The 14,777-nt window shown below is 38.6% G+C and carries 24 protein-coding genes; all 24 read right to left on the reverse strand.

All coding sequences use genetic code 11. The features are described from left to right. Positions 1–8 precede the first annotated feature (8 nt). Positions 9–281 carry a hypothetical protein gene (locus I592_RS11090; protein ID WP_044926232.1) on the reverse strand — a complete coding sequence of 91 codons (273 nt, stop codon included), beginning with the start codon at positions 279–281 and terminating at the stop codon, positions 9–11. Between the two features lie 17 nt (positions 282–298). Continuing rightward, positions 299–799, reverse strand: coding sequence for a tail assembly chaperone (locus I592_RS11095; protein WP_010780118.1), 501 nt, complete (start codon positions 797–799; stop codon positions 299–301). A gap of 126 nt (positions 800–925) precedes the next feature. Then, a complete protein-coding gene (locus I592_RS11100; RefSeq protein WP_010780117.1) occupies positions 926–1,507 on the reverse strand; it encodes a phage major tail protein, TP901-1 family in 582 nt (193 codons plus the stop codon). A 12-nt stretch (positions 1,508–1,519) separates the two neighbouring features. Next, positions 1,520–1,879: a hypothetical protein gene (locus tag I592_RS11105; RefSeq protein ID WP_010780116.1), complete on the reverse strand. Its 360-nt coding sequence runs from the start codon at positions 1,877–1,879 to the stop codon at positions 1,520–1,522. Between the two features lie 4 nt (positions 1,880–1,883). Continuing rightward, positions 1,884–2,228, reverse strand: a complete 345-nt coding sequence (locus I592_RS11110) for an HK97-gp10 family putative phage morphogenesis protein (protein WP_010780115.1) — start codon at positions 2,226–2,228, stop codon at positions 1,884–1,886. Continuing rightward, positions 2,225–2,515, reverse strand: coding sequence for an esterase FrsA (locus tag I592_RS11115; RefSeq protein ID WP_244265170.1), 291 nt, complete (start codon positions 2,513–2,515; stop codon positions 2,225–2,227). Before I592_RS11115 ends, I592_RS11110 begins: the two co-directional genes overlap by 4 nt. Next, on the reverse strand, positions 2,506–2,856 hold the full coding sequence (locus I592_RS11120; protein ID WP_010780113.1) for a phage head-tail connector protein: 351 nt from the start codon (positions 2,854–2,856) through the stop codon (positions 2,506–2,508). The genes I592_RS11115 and I592_RS11120 overlap by 10 nt, the downstream gene beginning before the upstream one ends. A gap of 16 nt (positions 2,857–2,872) precedes the next feature. Next, a complete protein-coding gene (locus I592_RS11125) occupies positions 2,873–3,820 on the reverse strand; it encodes a hypothetical protein (RefSeq protein WP_010780112.1) in 948 nt (315 codons plus the stop codon). Positions 3,821–3,831: 11 nt separating this feature from the next. Further along, complete coding sequence (locus I592_RS11130; RefSeq protein ID WP_010780111.1) at positions 3,832–4,452, reverse strand: DUF4355 domain-containing protein; 621 nt, start codon at positions 4,450–4,452, stop codon at positions 3,832–3,834. 101 nt (positions 4,453–4,553) lie between these two features. Next, positions 4,554–4,733, reverse strand: coding sequence for a hypothetical protein (locus tag I592_RS11135; protein ID WP_010780110.1), 180 nt, complete (start codon positions 4,731–4,733; stop codon positions 4,554–4,556). A 13-nt stretch (positions 4,734–4,746) separates the two neighbouring features. After that, positions 4,747–5,649: a minor capsid protein gene (locus I592_RS11140; RefSeq protein WP_010780109.1), complete on the reverse strand. Its 903-nt coding sequence runs from the start codon at positions 5,647–5,649 to the stop codon at positions 4,747–4,749. Next, a complete protein-coding gene (locus tag I592_RS11145) occupies positions 5,642–5,854 on the reverse strand; it encodes a hypothetical protein (RefSeq protein ID WP_010780108.1) in 213 nt (70 codons plus the stop codon). Before I592_RS11145 ends, I592_RS11140 begins: the two co-directional genes overlap by 8 nt. After that, positions 5,808–7,358, reverse strand: coding sequence for a phage portal protein (locus tag I592_RS11150; RefSeq protein ID WP_010780107.1), 1,551 nt, complete (start codon positions 7,356–7,358; stop codon positions 5,808–5,810). Before I592_RS11150 ends, I592_RS11145 begins: the two co-directional genes overlap by 47 nt. Positions 7,359–7,373: 15 nt before the next feature. Continuing rightward, a complete protein-coding gene (locus tag I592_RS11155) occupies positions 7,374–8,675 on the reverse strand; it encodes a PBSX family phage terminase large subunit (RefSeq protein WP_174293641.1) in 1,302 nt (433 codons plus the stop codon). After that, on the reverse strand, positions 8,662–9,084 hold the full coding sequence (locus I592_RS11160; RefSeq protein WP_010780105.1) for a terminase small subunit: 423 nt from the start codon (positions 9,082–9,084) through the stop codon (positions 8,662–8,664). The genes I592_RS11155 and I592_RS11160 overlap by 14 nt, the downstream gene beginning before the upstream one ends. 107 nt (positions 9,085–9,191) lie before the next feature. Beyond that, on the reverse strand, positions 9,192–9,728 hold the full coding sequence (locus I592_RS11165; RefSeq protein ID WP_010780104.1) for a hypothetical protein: 537 nt from the start codon (positions 9,726–9,728) through the stop codon (positions 9,192–9,194). 2 nt (positions 9,729–9,730) lie between these two features. After that, the gene (locus I592_RS11170; RefSeq protein ID WP_010780103.1) at positions 9,731–9,955 is read right to left on the reverse strand and encodes a hypothetical protein; all 225 of its coding nucleotides are present in this window, start codon (positions 9,953–9,955) and stop codon (positions 9,731–9,733) included. Next, positions 9,952–10,347, reverse strand: coding sequence for a RusA family crossover junction endodeoxyribonuclease (locus I592_RS11175; protein ID WP_010780102.1), 396 nt, complete (start codon positions 10,345–10,347; stop codon positions 9,952–9,954). Before I592_RS11175 ends, I592_RS11170 begins: the two co-directional genes overlap by 4 nt. Further along, positions 10,340–10,531, reverse strand: coding sequence for a hypothetical protein (locus I592_RS11180; RefSeq protein ID WP_010780101.1), 192 nt, complete (start codon positions 10,529–10,531; stop codon positions 10,340–10,342). Before I592_RS11180 ends, I592_RS11175 begins: the two co-directional genes overlap by 8 nt. A gap of 11 nt (positions 10,532–10,542) precedes the next feature. Continuing rightward, positions 10,543–10,860: a hypothetical protein gene (locus tag I592_RS11185; RefSeq protein ID WP_010780100.1), complete on the reverse strand. Its 318-nt coding sequence runs from the start codon at positions 10,858–10,860 to the stop codon at positions 10,543–10,545. Positions 10,861–11,104: 244 nt separating this feature from the next. Next, positions 11,105–13,342, reverse strand: a complete 2,238-nt coding sequence (locus tag I592_RS11190; protein ID WP_010780099.1) for an AAA family ATPase — start codon at positions 13,340–13,342, stop codon at positions 11,105–11,107. Positions 13,343–13,393: 51 nt separating this feature from the next. After that, the gene (locus I592_RS11195) at positions 13,394–13,585 is read right to left on the reverse strand and encodes a hypothetical protein (protein WP_010780098.1); all 192 of its coding nucleotides are present in this window, start codon (positions 13,583–13,585) and stop codon (positions 13,394–13,396) included. 168 nt (positions 13,586–13,753) lie between these two features. After that, positions 13,754–13,972: a hypothetical protein gene (locus tag I592_RS11200; RefSeq protein WP_010780097.1), complete on the reverse strand. Its 219-nt coding sequence runs from the start codon at positions 13,970–13,972 to the stop codon at positions 13,754–13,756. Positions 13,973–14,440: 468 nt separating this feature from the next. Beyond that, positions 14,441–14,764 (reverse strand): hypothetical protein, encoded by a 324-nt coding sequence (locus I592_RS21635; protein WP_010780096.1) that lies wholly within the window; start codon positions 14,762–14,764, stop codon positions 14,441–14,443. Positions 14,765–14,777 lie beyond the last annotated feature (13 nt).

The following is a 14,777-nucleotide window of genomic DNA, read 5'->3' on the forward strand; positions in this document are numbered from 1 at the left end:
CCATTCCATCACCTCCAGTTCTTTTTTTTGAAATAATCAGTCACTGTTTTTACTTGTTTGGCCAATTGTTGTTTTTCGGTCGTTTGATTCGTCCGAGAAAATAGGTCTCTGATTTTTTTCTCTGCCTTTTTCTTATCGAACACTTTTGATAATTTTGGTTTCTTGGCATTTAGAACATATCTGAGGTTAAATGCAAAGATTGATCGTTGTTCTTGATTATCGATATCTCTTAGCGCCAATCCTTCTAATATCGATTCCAGTTCCCATAAGTAACAGTTCATGATCAAATCAATATCAGTTAATCCTTGTCGGGCACAGTCGGTAATGAGAGTTCTTTCTTCATCCGATCCGCCAATTCCTGTATACCCTTGGCTTGCATTTCTGGATTTTCGATGTCCTTGGTCGGATGCATTCCCTTCATTGCTTCGCTCGCCTTCTCTAGATTGCCAATATATTTTTTCAGTTTCTTCACGAAAAAACCTGAATCTAACATTTCCGCTTTCAGATCAGAAAAGATCTTGCCATATCCTTCTTCTTCATCATCAAACTTTTCAACATATTCACCAATGGCAGTTAATACGTCGTTTTCTGATGGATCGCCTTTAGCCGCAAGTTTGATGATATTAACCAGTGCGTCATCGTCCTCTTCAAGAACTTGAGCAAAGAGAACCCCAGCACCATCATTTTGAGAGTTTCCATTTTTATCTTTGCTAGCTAGTTTTTTATTTGCTTTGAAGAACATGCCGTACCCAAATTTAATTTCTAAAGGTTTTCCCTTCAATTCAACTGTAAATACCATATTTATTTCCTCCTGTTTTATGCAAAAATAGAGGGAGATTAGACTCCCTCTTCTTCCTTTTCTTTGTTGTCTTGCTGATCGTTGGTTGACTCTTGTTCGTTGTCCCCAGTTTCGTTCTGGGGATCATTAGGGTGTTTTGGTTTTGATGTCGTCGTAATCGCCCGTTGTTTCTCCAGGACGTTGGAATTTGTACAAGCTTTCGATCATAGCTACATCTTCATCAGAAAGAGGGAATGTCCCATCTTGCAATTTCCCCACAATATTCAATGTGTAGCTGATTTCTACTAGATCGTCTCCCTCGTCGTATTCCAATTCATCTGGAATACCGTAGCCGAATTTCGCAGGATAGGCTTTGATCCCCGTACTCTCTTCTTTACCTAATGCATCGGAAACGACCACTCGCCAAACCTTTACCGAATGACCATTTTTCTTGGCATCTTCAATAATTTGAATGGATTCATCATCCGGAGCGAAGTATTGGGTTAATTCAATACTATGTTCATCCGTTGATTTAAGAATGATACGTCCCATCTTTGTTTGTTCGTCAATATTGTCTCCACCAATCGTCGTGGTTCCATCTGTTTGAAAAGCGGGTAACAATGCAGGAGAGCCAATTGCAGCCGTCACTGCTTGAATGAAGTACCATACGCGATTCCCTTTAATGGGCGTTCCTTGAAATTTTGTAACACCGTTATTTACCTCTACCATGTTTTATTCCTCCTAAATTATAAAATCTGAAATTTTTAAAATGACGTGATAGACTTCTCTGCCAATCGTGTTATCGATTCGCACATCAGACGACAACCTATTTCGCACACCGAGAGCTGCCTTTGTTTGATGAAGGGCATCTTCTAAATCGGTGCGGCTATTTGTTGGGTAAAAAAGATCTATTTGTAAATCTGTATCCACCACCGCCGGACCAAACTTTGCACTGGGACTGTCATCATCAAGATGAGTTCCTATCACGTAAAAAGGCTCCATGACCTCTTTGCCAGGGAGCTTAAAATAAATAGGGATTCCTGTTTGACCTAAGCCTTCAGAAATCCCTTTTAAAAACCGTGTATTCGGAGCGTGTTCCATTGAATCACCCTCTTGCTATTTTTCTCATGTTCTTCATAAATCTTGGAAACTCCTCTTTTACTGCAGGGAATAGGAATGGTTGTGCCGCCATATAACGTGTGCCTTCTTCTACATAAATAGAATACTCAGCAGGGGAAACCACATTCGTGCGAAGTCTTCCAGACTCAAAAGAATAAATCGTGTTGCTTAACCAACCTGTATCGAATGGTGCGAGTTGTTTAGCGCGTTTCTCAACACGCATCCCTGATCGTACAACTTCTTGATGGGTGGCTTGTTCCATCTTTCCTTTTTGTTGAAGGACGCTACGAGTGAATTTTTCCAGTCCAACAATCTTTACTGTTTTACTCATGAGACAATCACTACTGTCGAGTTACGGTGATGCTTCAGATCGAACAGATTGCGTCTAACGCCCTCGTATTCAATTTCACTGATACCTTCCCACATCCCTTGTAAATGAAGCTTAAAGGCTGTCTTGGTGTATTTTCCAAAGAAAGAAAGTTGCTCGGATTCCGAAAGTAAACTTTTTCCACAGGGCAATACTTTAGTTTCAGTTTTCACTTCTTCCTCACCAAGATAGCCTGGAACCTTTTTGGAGAAAGTAATCTTGCAACGATGGTTATAGATCACTAAATCCACCTCACGATCCCTTTACGAGCTATTTTTGTTGGTTTAGTGTGCTCATCAAACAAAGAGAGGTATTCATCCAGATAAGATTTCTCCCATGTGTACGAACGTCCCTCTTCGCTATCAGCACTAGCACCTTCGCTGTTCAATTTGTTGAAACGTTTAATAGTCACATCTCGTTTGATGTAGTTAAACTTTTCGGGAACAGTTTCAATTTCATCTGTGCCATTTCTCGATGCATACTGATTTAAGGTAGCCAGAATACGCTCCTCGCTGTCTTCAATCAATAATTCCAATAGTTCATCTTGCAATTCATCAGAAATCCCTAATAGCAGCTTAATTTTTTCAATCATTAAGCTTCACCCTTTCTTATTCTCCTGCTGGCTTTTCTTCAGGAACCGTGATCGTTGCTTCCACAACGCCTGCTGGAATTTCAGGGAATAATGCCATCGCATTTAAGAACAACGATTCATAAGTAGCATTTCGTAATGTGCGACCACGAGTTGCTGAAATGAAGCCTGTTTCATCCATAAAGTCTGCAAAAATACCACCTACATCAGAAGTATTCATATTCAAGAAAGCAAGCACAATGTTATCTACTGCTGTTGAATAGATTTTCCCTTCTGGAATAGCATTCAATACAATGACGTTGTTTGCTCCCAAGAAGTTTTTAAGTAAGGTCATACCAAAAACGTTCGAGGCATCTGCCAATACTTTCGTATCACCCAGATAAGTCGCAACATCCATCGGATTCACGAATGATACAAATTCAGCACCGTCAAATTCTTCGAAGGTATTTAACTTACCCCAAGATTTTGCTAACGCTTTTTGAATACCTGCTTCTGAAATCTTTGTAGGGGCTGTTCCTAAGAAAGTAACAAAATCATTTTTGATTTTCCCCTGCATTTGGCGAATCAAACGTTGGTCAGATTGATCGATGGCAACTGATGCACCATGACGAGCGATTGCTTCCGCTGAAACAGCACGACGCCATTTCTTCCAAGCAACTTGGAAGGATTTCCCTTTTTTACGAGTCACTTTTGATAACGGAATATCCTCTCCTTCTGCCACATCACCATCTTTTAAAGCTGCCGCCCATTCATACATTTGAATCTTCATATCCTGAGACAACTCTAATTTACGAGTGACACCTAGCAACGTAAGCAGCTCTTTGATTCCTTTTTCGAACAAATTAACAAAATCAATTGACTTAATTTCTCCTAAATCGTCCATTGTTGTTAGTCCGTCTTCTGCTGCGAACATTTGTAAGTTCATTTTCATTAATTTATCTTTGTTCGTTTTAGACATATTTTTCATGTGTCTTCCTCCTAAAATAATCCTCTATTTTGTGCAATCATTTGTTGCCGCTCTTTTGAGTCCTTGATTGCCATGATCTCGGCTTTGGTCATTTGACCTGTACCAGTTCCAACACGTGTTTTCGATTTTGAAGCAAGCCGCTCATTCACTTTAACTTCGACTGCTTTATCCCATTCTTCACGTAATGCTTTCACGTCGTCTAAGATTTCCTCAGCAGTTTCACCAGTAACACGATTTGCAAACTCAGCAGGCATACCATTAGCCGTGAGTTGTTTGCCCTTCTCGACAAATAACTGTTCTTTACGGAACTCAGCTTTTTCTCTCTCAAAGTCATCTTTTTGTTTTTGAATTAGTGCTTCCTGACGATCTTTTTCTGAAAGTTTGGCCAAACGGGCCGCTTCGTTCTTTTCTTCTTCCAATTCTTTTTGCCAGCGGGACTTTTTACTTTTGACGATAGAATCAACATCGTGATCATCTTTGAAACCAAATTTTTCTTTAATGGCTGCCAACTGTTCATCTGTTAAACTTTCCGCATCAAATTCAGGTGTTTGCTCCTCGGCCGGTGGAGTATCATCGTCACCAGGTTCAGCGAAAAATTGTAGATGCATTGGCAATAATTGTTTTTTAAACATAGTTGTTACTCCTTCCATAGCTTTTAACGTGGATCAATGCTTACACTTCCGATGCTTTTAATGTCTTCACGCTTGGACAAAATAAAAAAGCCTAGCAAAAGCTATGCTTCTAAAGCAAATCCCGAAATATTGATTTGATTAAAAACTGCATTTCTTTCGACTCCGGTTGATACACCGAAGTAATTAAATTTTAATTCTTCATCTGTATTTTCGAGATCTTTTACTTTTTCAAACTTTAATGTTTGACCTTCGTTCAACCAAATAATTAAAGATTTATCCATTTTTTTCACTCCTTTATAGTCCTAATTCTTTGTCTGTCGGAACGATGGTGCTTCTACAATTGACATGCATCGGTGGCGCATTGGTTCCTGGTTGATAATCTTTAATCTTGAATATCTCACCATTCAGACCTTTGCATAGCTCTGTAGTTCGATTGTCAATGTGAGCCAGATATTCGTATTCAATTAACCCAGCTTCTTCATACCTTTTGACTGTGGCATTATTGATGATATTTGTTCCATCCGTTCGAACGACCGCCTCCGCTCTGCTTCTGGCCACATTGTACTTTTTACGTAGTTCACGAGCCATATCTGCTGGACCCATCCCTCGAACAAATCCTTTTGTAAGAATACTTTTTAAATCAGCAGCCAGATCATCAACATTTCCCCATATACTTTGGGAATAATTTTTGCCGTTGAAAGGAGTTTCGATCAATTGTTTCAAAGCAGGGCCATTCAACGTACTAGCCGACTTTCCAAAATTCACTTTGCGATACGCATATTTGCCAACTTCTTTTAGATAAGACTCAAACGATTTATGCAACTTATTAGACATTTTCCCCAACTGATAAGCTAAGTCAAGCTGCAACGCTTCTAATCGTGTGACCTTTCCTGCAGCATATTGTTCATTCAGTCGTTTCAACAGTTCAGGATCTTTCTCAGCTTGTTTAAAGTACTTCTCAGCATTCGTCCGATAATCCGACAGATCTTCTCGCATGAGTCGTTTCTTCGCTTCCTGCAGAGAGATTTTATTCTCCTTGGCATATTGAGCATAAAAAGCGTAAATCTCTTTCTGGACGCTCTGACGCCCTTCTGTGTAAATGTTCTGCAACTCGTCAAAGAAATCAACATCTGTTTGGTCGACATAGGCAAAGATTTCATCCATACGCTTTTTCCAGTAATCTTGGGAGTTAACCATTGTTTTGTCCTGCTAAAACCATTTGCATTGCTTGTTCTTCAGTGAAACCCGCTTCTTTTAGAAAAGTAAAATACTTCCAATTCACTTTAGCTGTAAGTTCCATTGTTTGAATAGAAAATTCTTCGATTGCTTCAAATTGTTCATCAGATTCCAAATCATCAATCTTCATCAACATTTCTATCATTTTCTTCATCATTTCTTTCATCTTCCAATTCCTCCTTATTATTTTTAGGTCGCCTTGGATCTGGTTTTTTGCTAGACTCTTTCTTAATTCGTTCCAACTCAACTTCTGGGTCAATCCCCGTCACAGTATTTAGAATCTCGAATAACGTTTCGTCAGATACCGTTCCATATAATTGACTGGCTAAAGAAACAATCTCGGTGTCCGATTTAGGAACATTCGCTGTAAAGATGATGTTTGTGTCGTTGATATCTTCGTAGGCCGTCGATTCATTCCCTTTAATCCGCCAAATGTTGATGGCTAAGCGTAGTCGTCGCATTAACCCTTTTTCAAATAGACGCTGTTGCATGACTCGACGATTGTCTGAAGCCATGAGTTTGTACTTCATTGCTTCACCAGATTGAGTTCCACTGAAATTAGCGTCTAAAGTGTCTGGCGTAAATGTAAACCGCAAGATGTCATTTACTAATCGTTGCTTATATGTTTCCGACCCTGCTGCATCGTACTCTTTAATTAAGTACTTCGCATCTGGTGTTGAACCATTAGGATTAGGGTTATCATCCATTATCATGATTCTTGCTCGTTTAAACGCCAAAGAAACGGCTAAGCGCGAATTTGGAACAACCTTTCCATCCTCGTCTATGTCGTTTTTCGCAGTACCTGTATAGGGATTACCAGTGATCATCAAAATGGCATCCATGCTGTCTTGTTGAAAGTTAGCTAATTCTGATTGTGATAGATCATATGCATCAATCGAATCAAGCACGGGTTCATAGGCTCCTGTCCGATCCTCGTTATTTGCAAACTCGTTTACTGGAACGCCATCAAAAGCATAATCGTCAAAGTCATCTAAATGAAGCCCACGTTCTTCTTGATTATCATTCAAATAGATGTAAACCATGTCACTGGTGTAAACATTTACGAAATCTTTTCTTTCCCCGTCGCCATAGTCGATTGAATAATAATAGACACCGAAAAGAGAATTACTGTCAGTTGTATCATCGTAAACAACAAACGTCTTCTCAGGATCTAACTTCACGACTTTTACAAATGCCTGGTCATTATCTAATCCAACAGTTGTCAGTTCGTAAGCTCGTCCATAAATGGACAAATCTGTTTTGATCAATACATTGTGATAGGCCTCATTGTTTCGCTTGTTAAGCTCGTCAATCTGTTGCTGCAACTCGTCGTTTTCGTTTTTGTACTGAACGGGTTGTCCTAACATATACCCTTGTTCAAAAATGGTAATGTATCTTGAGAAATCACTCGCAATTCGATTGTCTGCAGCAAATTCATCTGTTTTAGCAGGACGGTACTTGATATTATTATCTGCTAGGTAGTACCGTTTCAATTCTTGCAATCGAGGCAATTGTTCTACTCGATGCCGATTGATAAACTTTTCTAATTTATAAATCCATTTTTCGCTTTCGAACTCGACATTATCGAAGTCTTCTTGGGACATTCTAAATACTGCATTCGCATTTTTGTGATACCGATGATCACGTAAAAAAGTAACTACTTTATCCAATCTGTACCTTCCTTTCTAGCCAAAAAAGAATTTGGCTGCGTCCATTTTTTGCTTCATATCCTGTTTTACGTACATATCATCGTTAAAAGCATATCGAGTGGCATCAATCGTATGATTGTCTTTATCTTCAAGTCTTGGCTTTGGATTGCCATCACGATCAGTTTGATAATCAATATTTTCGAATTCTTTGGCAATGCTTGGTGTTCGTAAAGGATCAATGCAGATAAAGTCCAAATCATCTAGCCATTGTTCGCCGTACTCTACAGAATCCGGACCTTTCTTGACTCCGTAAACATTCGTCATAAAATGCTCGTTTCTCAATTCTGCGATTGACTTAGGCTCAGCCGAATCAGCATTTATCCTGTCTGATTGATAGCCTTTTGACTTGGCTTTACCAGCGAAATCTCGATTGCTTATTTTCTGGCCGTAAATTTCGTCAATTGCGTAAATGCCATTTTTCTTTTTGTCATAGTGCCAGCGTACAAATGCTAACGGGTCAGTGGCATAGCCGAAGTCTAACCCGTTTCTGATATTGTCAAAGTTAGCGACCATCTCATCTGTAATGCTTCCTTGCTCAATTTGAAGATTGTCAAAGGGAACAACACCAGATCCGATAGCCTCGCCGTCATATTCCCATCTAGCTCGTAAAGGATTTCTTTGCCTTGCTGCTTCAACCTCTTCCAAAAATTCTTTCGAAATAAAGGGATTATCTTCATAAGTAGTGTGATGAACGAATGTATTTTCAGGCTGAAAACTAGACTCATATTTTTTGTTTACCCAGGATTGTCGACGTTTCGGTGGGTTGTAACTGAAAAAGAATTTATAAAAAAGACCATCTTCTAATTCACCACGTAGCAGTGAGTTAGTGATAGTCGTTACTTCATCTTCAGTTTTAAATTCTCCCAGCTCCTCTATCCATCCGATTGTAAATGGGAATTGACTGTCTTTTAATGATTTGATTCTTTCAGGATTTTGAGCGCCTCTAAAAATCATATAATTTCCACGAGGCATGTACGTAATCCTTAAAGGTGACTTATTAAATTTAAAAAGATGCGTTACACCTTGTTGTTTAATCGCCCATTTCATTTGTTCGTATATTGACTGTTCTAGTGTGTTATCAACATAACGAATACCGACCGCATTTACTGCGTATCTCATGAGCAATTGAGTAATAATATGAGCGATATCTGATGATTTACCAGAACCACGTCCACCCTTGCAAATAATGTTAAGAATATCTGAGTTTAGAGTGGCTTTCCATACCGAATGAAACTTTTTCGGCAGCAATTCTGATAGCTTCTTCTTAACCATCATCATCACCAATATCATCTACAAACACTGGCATTTCAGTAACTTCTATTTGTTGTTTGTCGGTAAACAGCGCATGACGCTTTCCAAGAAGTTCAGCTGCCTTCAATCGGTCTTTAGCACTAACTTCAACTCCATCATAGAGTCCTTTCGCTGTTGCAACTGTCTCTGTTTCCTTACCGCGCATAACTGCTGTTAAATATTCTAGAATCTCTTTTGCGTCGGCCGTTCGTTCGTTATGCATTTGTTCGAGCTGTTCATCTATATAGGATTTAATCTCAACATTTCTCAACAATCTTCCTGCGGCAGTCGCTGCTGAGGAATCCTTTTTAACGTTGGGATAGGCCACCTTATAAGCTCGCGTGCCGTTCAAATCTTTTAAATATTCATCTGCAAAAATTCGTTGTTTGTCCGTCATGATATTCACCTTCCTTCTTTTTACACGAAAAAAAGACACCCACAAAGGGTGCCTTCCTAATCACATTTATTTCACGCTATCATATTAACATTTAAGGTAAGACGTACTCAAGACAAGAAAAGGACATGGGACAAATCATCCAAACTATCAATACCAAAAAGGAAAATTGATAATTCCTCACTGGCCTTCTTAATGTCTCGGTCAACTGTTCTAGAATCAATATTGTAAAAAGCAGCTAGATCATTCTTTGACTTATTTTCATTCGAATTTTCGAAAACATATAATTGACGAATAATATTAAACCTTCTTTCAGCCATCGGACCTTGATTATGACAGTATTGGCAATAAGAAGAGAACATTAGATCAAAGTAGTCTAACATCTCCTTGGTCCGAGCCTTATACTTCATCAAAGATTCGAGATTTAACTCTTCTGGATCAAATATACTATTTTCATATTCTGTCAATTTCGGTATTACACCTTCGCAATGTTCACGAAGCATTTGATACTTTTTTAATAAAAGAGTTGTGTTCCTTAGTTTCCAACTTCTTCGTTCTCGCTTTCTTTCTTTTCCCTTCATAGCTTCAATTTTTACAACCTCTTGAGTGATTGCAGCTAGTGTATCTTTAGTCAGTTTTTCAGCCAAACTCAGTTCCTCCCCATAGCGATTTTAAAATTGTCATCCTGAATTTCTATTAATACAGATAAAAACCTAATAGCAACTGGATGATTATTGTATTTGTTACCTAGCATTCCCATTGATTCAACTAGCCATTGCCAATATTCATCTGATGTGATTGGATGTTGCTTCATGAATTCATTGGATGACTGCATCCATTTTTGAATATCTTGAAAGAAATTTCCCCAATTCATTCGATCTCCTCAATCCTTATATAAATGCCAGGAGTCGCCGCCCAAAATTTTTCGATGATTAAGCTAACTACATAAGAATCATCTTTCCAGAATCCTAATTTAGTCATGCAGTCTTGCAAAAGTTTGTTGCTATTGTCTAAGTCTGGTTTCGTATATTTGTACTCGCCATCCTCATGACTACCTACAATCGGGAAGCACCACTTCACCATCATCCGAACCGGCCGCATGATTTTGCTTTTCGGTGTGTGTTCCGATAGATGGCTCATTAACTTTACACGAGCTTTTTTCAAATCATCCGGCTCATAAAAATATGGCTTACCATTCACAACATGAACCTTCTTTTGTTGCGCTGTGGTCTCTGGTGGGATTATTGGCATAAAGAATTCAATCATCGTAAGCCACCTCGATCTCGTATTTGACTGTTCGCTTCCCATTAATTGTTTTTCTACTGCTTTTAGCGATTTCAATCCCTGATTTATTTTGAGTATGAAAGGCTATAAAAGTGTAAATTAGAATCTCAGCAAAGACTCGTTTCTTCGACCCTAACTTGCGATAAGTTTCTAGAACTTCATCCATTCAAACACCTCCTAAATAAAATTCATAATAATGACTCCAATAATCCAAAATGCTGTAGTAGCTGCAATTGCTTTGAAGAAGATATAAATAAAAGAATCTTCATCATCAGATTTTTTCGTTCCTGAAACAATGTAGCTTACAAAAACATCTAATCCCCACGCTTGAAAAAAATTCAATTGAATCAGACTAAACGTTGGTGAAATAATCCCATTCCACAATTTCATAGTGACGAATCCACCATAAAGCATTGCTACAAACGCCAACACGATCGAACCAACTGAAATACCTATTGCCGCCAAGGTCGCCCATCCATATTCTTTTTTATCCATTCAAAAACCTCATTTTATGTTATTTTATATTGGTATAGATCTATTTTTATTTTTTCTTTCACATTCCATTTTTGTCTCTCTCAGTCTCCATTACTCTCTACTCCCAGAGGGAGAGAGTAATGGGACAGTGAGACAGCGACAGAATAAGCTTTCTTAGCTATCACGGGCTAGTTACTAGCTGATAGGCAGTTACGAAGACGAAGTTTTTTTACACTCTTTTACCATCTAAAAAGCTAGTAATGGTTTATTCTTTATTTTTAACAACTAAACCGCCATCAACACTGAATCCCTCGTGTTTTTTTACTCTTCCATAAATTGATTTTTTCGATAGTTCTAAATAGTCAGCAACTTGATTTACTTCAATTGGGCTTCCGTCTTCACTTAAAATGTTGAAGGCTTCTTCCAATTCTTTTGCTGCCTTTTCTGATCGTGACTCATTCGATTTCTGAACGCCCTTTTTCCAATTCTCCTTGGGATCTTCTTCAAGCTTGATGTCCTGCAGCGTTTCGTCCAACACGTGAACAGGATATCTAAACCAAGCATTCACTGGATCGAACTTCGGAAATTCTCGCAAGGTTCCTTCAATACGCCATGCGGTTGCTTGACGTGCAGCACGAACTGCATCTTGACGTTCAATTTCTATCTGCTTCAAAATATCCTGTGATCGAATGGCTGACATTAAATGATGTTGCATTTGTTTCTTGCTAAACTGATCATCCAACCCCACATCATCATAAGTTGGATTATAGGTCTTAATTGCTTCGTTGAAAGTCTGACAAATTGCTTCGTTTTCCAATTGCATGTAACGATCTTCAGTTACAGGCAATTCAATTAAATCAAGAATCGCGTCAGGGTCCCGTGCAAATACTCCAGATCCTGATGATCGGTCTATTGAGTTTTTTCCACCTTGAGAACCCTTGCTGTGATGATGACAATAGATGACTGCGCAACCTAATTCGGTAGCGATCTTGTCAAACTGATTTGTAAAGTTGGCCATCTCGTGAGCGCTGTTTTCGTCTCCGGTCAATACTTTGTAAATAGGGTCGATAATCACTGCAATATAGTTCTCTTTCTGCGCTCGTCTAATCAACTTAGGCGCTAACTTATCCATTGGACTCGTTTTACCTCGCAAGTTCCAAATGTCAATATTCGATACATTTGCGTGGCCTAATCCTTGTTTGTTGTAGATATCAAAAAAACGTTTTTTAGCTGAGTTTTCATCTAATTCGAGATTGACATACAATACTTTCCCTTGAATACAATCAAAGTTAAACCACTTGCGTCCCTCAGCTATAGCTATTGCCAATTGAATCAACGCGAAAGACTTTCCGGCTTTACTTGGTCCGGCAATCAACATCTTGTGCCCTTGCCGTAACATTCCTTTGATAAGTTCAGGCGCTAATTCAATTGCTTTATCGAATAAATCCCCTAGACTTTCAGGATCAGGCAAGTTGTCATTCATATCTTCAATGTACTCTTGCCATTCTTCCCATGAACCTTTACCAATATTCGTAGCCACAAGAAATTGCTTCTTTTCGCCACGAATAAATCCGGGTAAACGACTAAGCCTAGAAGGGTTTTTGTTTTGTTTATCAACTTTCAACCCGTTACTTTCGACGATCTTATATAAGTAATCAACTCGCTCTTGATATTGCGGATAATTTACCGCATCTATCTTGACGATCGCATGAAGGCTTTTCTCTCCACTGTATGTCAAAGCAACGATTGGTAATTCTAACTCTCGAAGGATTTCATTTTGTTGGTCAATCGACATGCTATCCGACTCAACCAATGAGTAACGAAAATCAGTAACATTAGTATTTTTTACGCCTTCTCCATCTAGCGGGTTGATACGAATCCACGCGCCGCTATTCGTATTCGGATCTCCTAGAACTGCTCCGATATCCTCTTTGCAACGTCGTAAACTATCGATCAATTCGCCTGCAGTTTTCGTATACACCCCTGATGATTTGGGCAGCCATTTTTCTGTTCCGTCTGTCCGTTTCACTGGAAAACCGTCATTCACATAACCAATGATATCCCCGGGATTAAAAACAGCTTCTAGATAATTAATAATTTCCTTGGATGGATTCCACGATTTGGGCTCATGAACTTCTTGACCAAGTACCCAATCGGTATTTACTAAGCGATAGCTCTTATCTACTGCTGTAGCGGTAAAACTATCATTCCATCCTAAAATCATATCGTCGTCTTCATTATGGATTGGCTGCCATCCGTTTTCTTTTGCTAATTGGGTAATCGTCGCCCCGGTCACAGGTTGACTCGCACCTTCAAAGGAACTCCACTTTTTAAACGTTTCTCCCGATCGATACCTGGAATCATTCTGACTCCATTGGTCCCAGTCCGCTGCTGTATAGCCTTCATGTTTGAGTGCCATTCCAACGTTGACCCATTCTTGATAAGAAAGCATTGATGGATCAACATATTGAAGTAATTCCGTTAAATTTAATTTGCTTTCCACTTAATTTATACCTTCCTACTATTCTTTTTTCGTCATTGTTTATGTAGTCCATTATTTGCTGTTGTTCAGAGTACTTATCATAAATAATGCCGATAATACTAAAGCTTCAGACTCTGCAAATCCGTCTTCTAAAAGAGCCTTTCTAAAACTACCAAGATTTTTTCCAAACTCGAACATTCCTGATCTAGCTTGATCTTTTTCACTTATTTTTTCTAAAATGTCATGTAAATCGTTCTCGTTCACTTATAAAACCTCATTTTTATCCGGTATCATATGTTTCACTTCCATTTCTTATTTGATGTATAATATATATGAGCTGGTACTCCTTTTGAATGCTATCTTTTAATACCCAGCTCACTGGCAACCGACCACTGGTTGCCTTTTTCTACGTGATAGGCGACGTTAGCGGAATTAATTACCGCCCCACGTTACCCACGCTCTTTGTCGAGTTTTTTCAATGCCTAGGTCTATTACTTCATTTGGGTCTTTTCTAGGAAACGATTCGCTTTCGTAGCCCATCTCTTCATCAATTACTTGTAAAGCAGTTGCTAAATCTTTTGCTATACATGTGATTTGACCGCTGGACCAGTCTTCTAAAACACCATCTCCATGCCAAATAAATAGTTTCATCCTTTCACCTCCAACAACTCTGGGTTTTCGTAGATAGTTATGATGAATTTAATAGTTTTCTAATTCTTATAAAAAATAGTGTTATTTTTCTTTGTTCCCATTAAATTTAATCTCCTTTTTAAAGTTTTATCATTTCCTATAACATAATAATTATTATATAATTAATTGTGAATTGAATTAATCCGCATAAAACAGCTTCGAAAACGTTCAGTTCACTAACCGTCAATTTATCTTGACGGTTTTTTTATGTTAAAATATAAAAGATGAGCTGAAACCCTTTTACAACTACAATTTCAATTTGAAATCCCAGCTCATTGACCGCTACTAAATAGCGGTCTTTTTTTGTTTAGTGTAACGTTGTATAATACACTCAGGTTAGATAAATAATTTTCTGATCAATCTAACTTAATGACTGCCGGACCATACTTCAGCAGTCTTTTTCTATGCAGCTGGCGTGGATTGCGGAACTTACTTCCAGCTAAATTCCAATTTTTCTGTAGTATATTTCAGCCCCATTAATCCCGTTTTTCGCTCTTTGATGAACGCAACGCTAATCCCCGGTAGTTTTTCTTTTAGTTTAATTACAGTTCGCGGATCTCTCAAACGGCGATTAAGATATTCATCACTTTCTGGTAAAGGCGTGGTCCGTCTTAACTCGATGATATAACCCGAATAGCCCTGCTGTGCCGATTTTTTAAACACGGTGGGGAAATCATTCTTTTCGTACCAACGCTCAAACCACAATTCAAAAGATTTATCGTTTGTGTTTTTTAGTTCTTCAATCAGACTCATTCGCCGTCCTCCT

It is taken from the genome of Enterococcus gilvus ATCC BAA-350 (assembly GCF_000407545.1).
Lineage (GTDB): Bacteria > Bacillota > Bacilli > Lactobacillales > Enterococcaceae > Enterococcus_A > Enterococcus_A gilvus.

Excerpts from the sequence above, each read along its gene's own strand:
- I592_RS11090 (WP_044926232.1), bottom strand. The coding sequence starts at position 281 with ATGAACTGTTACTTATGGGAACTGGAATCGATATTAGAAGGATTGGCG.
- I592_RS11185 (WP_010780100.1), bottom strand. The coding sequence starts at position 10,860 with ATGGATAAAAAAGAATATGGATGGGCGACCTTGGCGGCAATAGGTATT.
- I592_RS11160 (WP_010780105.1), bottom strand. The coding sequence starts at position 9,084 with ATGACGGACAAACAACGAATTTTTGCAGATGAATATTTAAAAGATTTG.
- I592_RS11140 (WP_010780109.1), bottom strand. The coding sequence starts at position 5,649 with ATGGTTAACTCCCAAGATTACTGGAAAAAGCGTATGGATGAAATCTTT.
- I592_RS11200 (WP_010780097.1), bottom strand. The coding sequence starts at position 13,972 with ATGAAACTATTTATTTGGCATGGAGATGGTGTTTTAGAAGACTGGTCC.
- I592_RS11125 (WP_010780112.1), bottom strand. The coding sequence starts at position 3,820 with ATGAAAAATATGTCTAAAACGAACAAAGATAAATTAATGAAAATGAAC.
- I592_RS11100 (WP_010780117.1), bottom strand. The coding sequence starts at position 1,507 with ATGGTAGAGGTAAATAACGGTGTTACAAAATTTCAAGGAACGCCCATT.
- I592_RS11105 (WP_010780116.1), bottom strand. The coding sequence starts at position 1,879 with ATGGAACACGCTCCGAATACACGGTTTTTAAAAGGGATTTCTGAAGGC.
- I592_RS11120 (WP_010780113.1), bottom strand. The coding sequence starts at position 2,856 with ATGATTGAAAAAATTAAGCTGCTATTAGGGATTTCTGATGAATTGCAA.
- I592_RS11110 (WP_010780115.1), bottom strand. The coding sequence starts at position 2,228 with ATGAGTAAAACAGTAAAGATTGTTGGACTGGAAAAATTCACTCGTAGC.
- I592_RS11135 (WP_010780110.1), bottom strand. The coding sequence starts at position 4,733 with ATGGATAAATCTTTAATTATTTGGTTGAACGAAGGTCAAACATTAAAG.
- I592_RS11180 (WP_010780101.1), bottom strand. The coding sequence starts at position 10,531 with ATGGATGAAGTTCTAGAAACTTATCGCAAGTTAGGGTCGAAGAAACGA.
- I592_RS11155 (WP_174293641.1), bottom strand. The coding sequence starts at position 8,675 with ATGATGATGGTTAAGAAGAAGCTATCAGAATTGCTGCCGAAAAAGTTT.
- I592_RS11170 (WP_010780103.1), bottom strand. The coding sequence starts at position 9,955 with ATGAATTGGGGAAATTTCTTTCAAGATATTCAAAAATGGATGCAGTCA.
- I592_RS21635 (WP_010780096.1), bottom strand. The coding sequence starts at position 14,764 with ATGAGTCTGATTGAAGAACTAAAAAACACAAACGATAAATCTTTTGAA.
- I592_RS11175 (WP_010780102.1), bottom strand. The coding sequence starts at position 10,347 with ATGATTGAATTCTTTATGCCAATAATCCCACCAGAGACCACAGCGCAA.
- I592_RS11145 (WP_010780108.1), bottom strand. The coding sequence starts at position 5,854 with ATGAAAGAAATGATGAAGAAAATGATAGAAATGTTGATGAAGATTGAT.
- I592_RS11130 (WP_010780111.1), bottom strand. The coding sequence starts at position 4,452 with ATGTTTAAAAAACAATTATTGCCAATGCATCTACAATTTTTCGCTGAA.
- I592_RS11095 (WP_010780118.1), bottom strand. The coding sequence starts at position 799 with ATGGTATTTACAGTTGAATTGAAGGGAAAACCTTTAGAAATTAAATTT.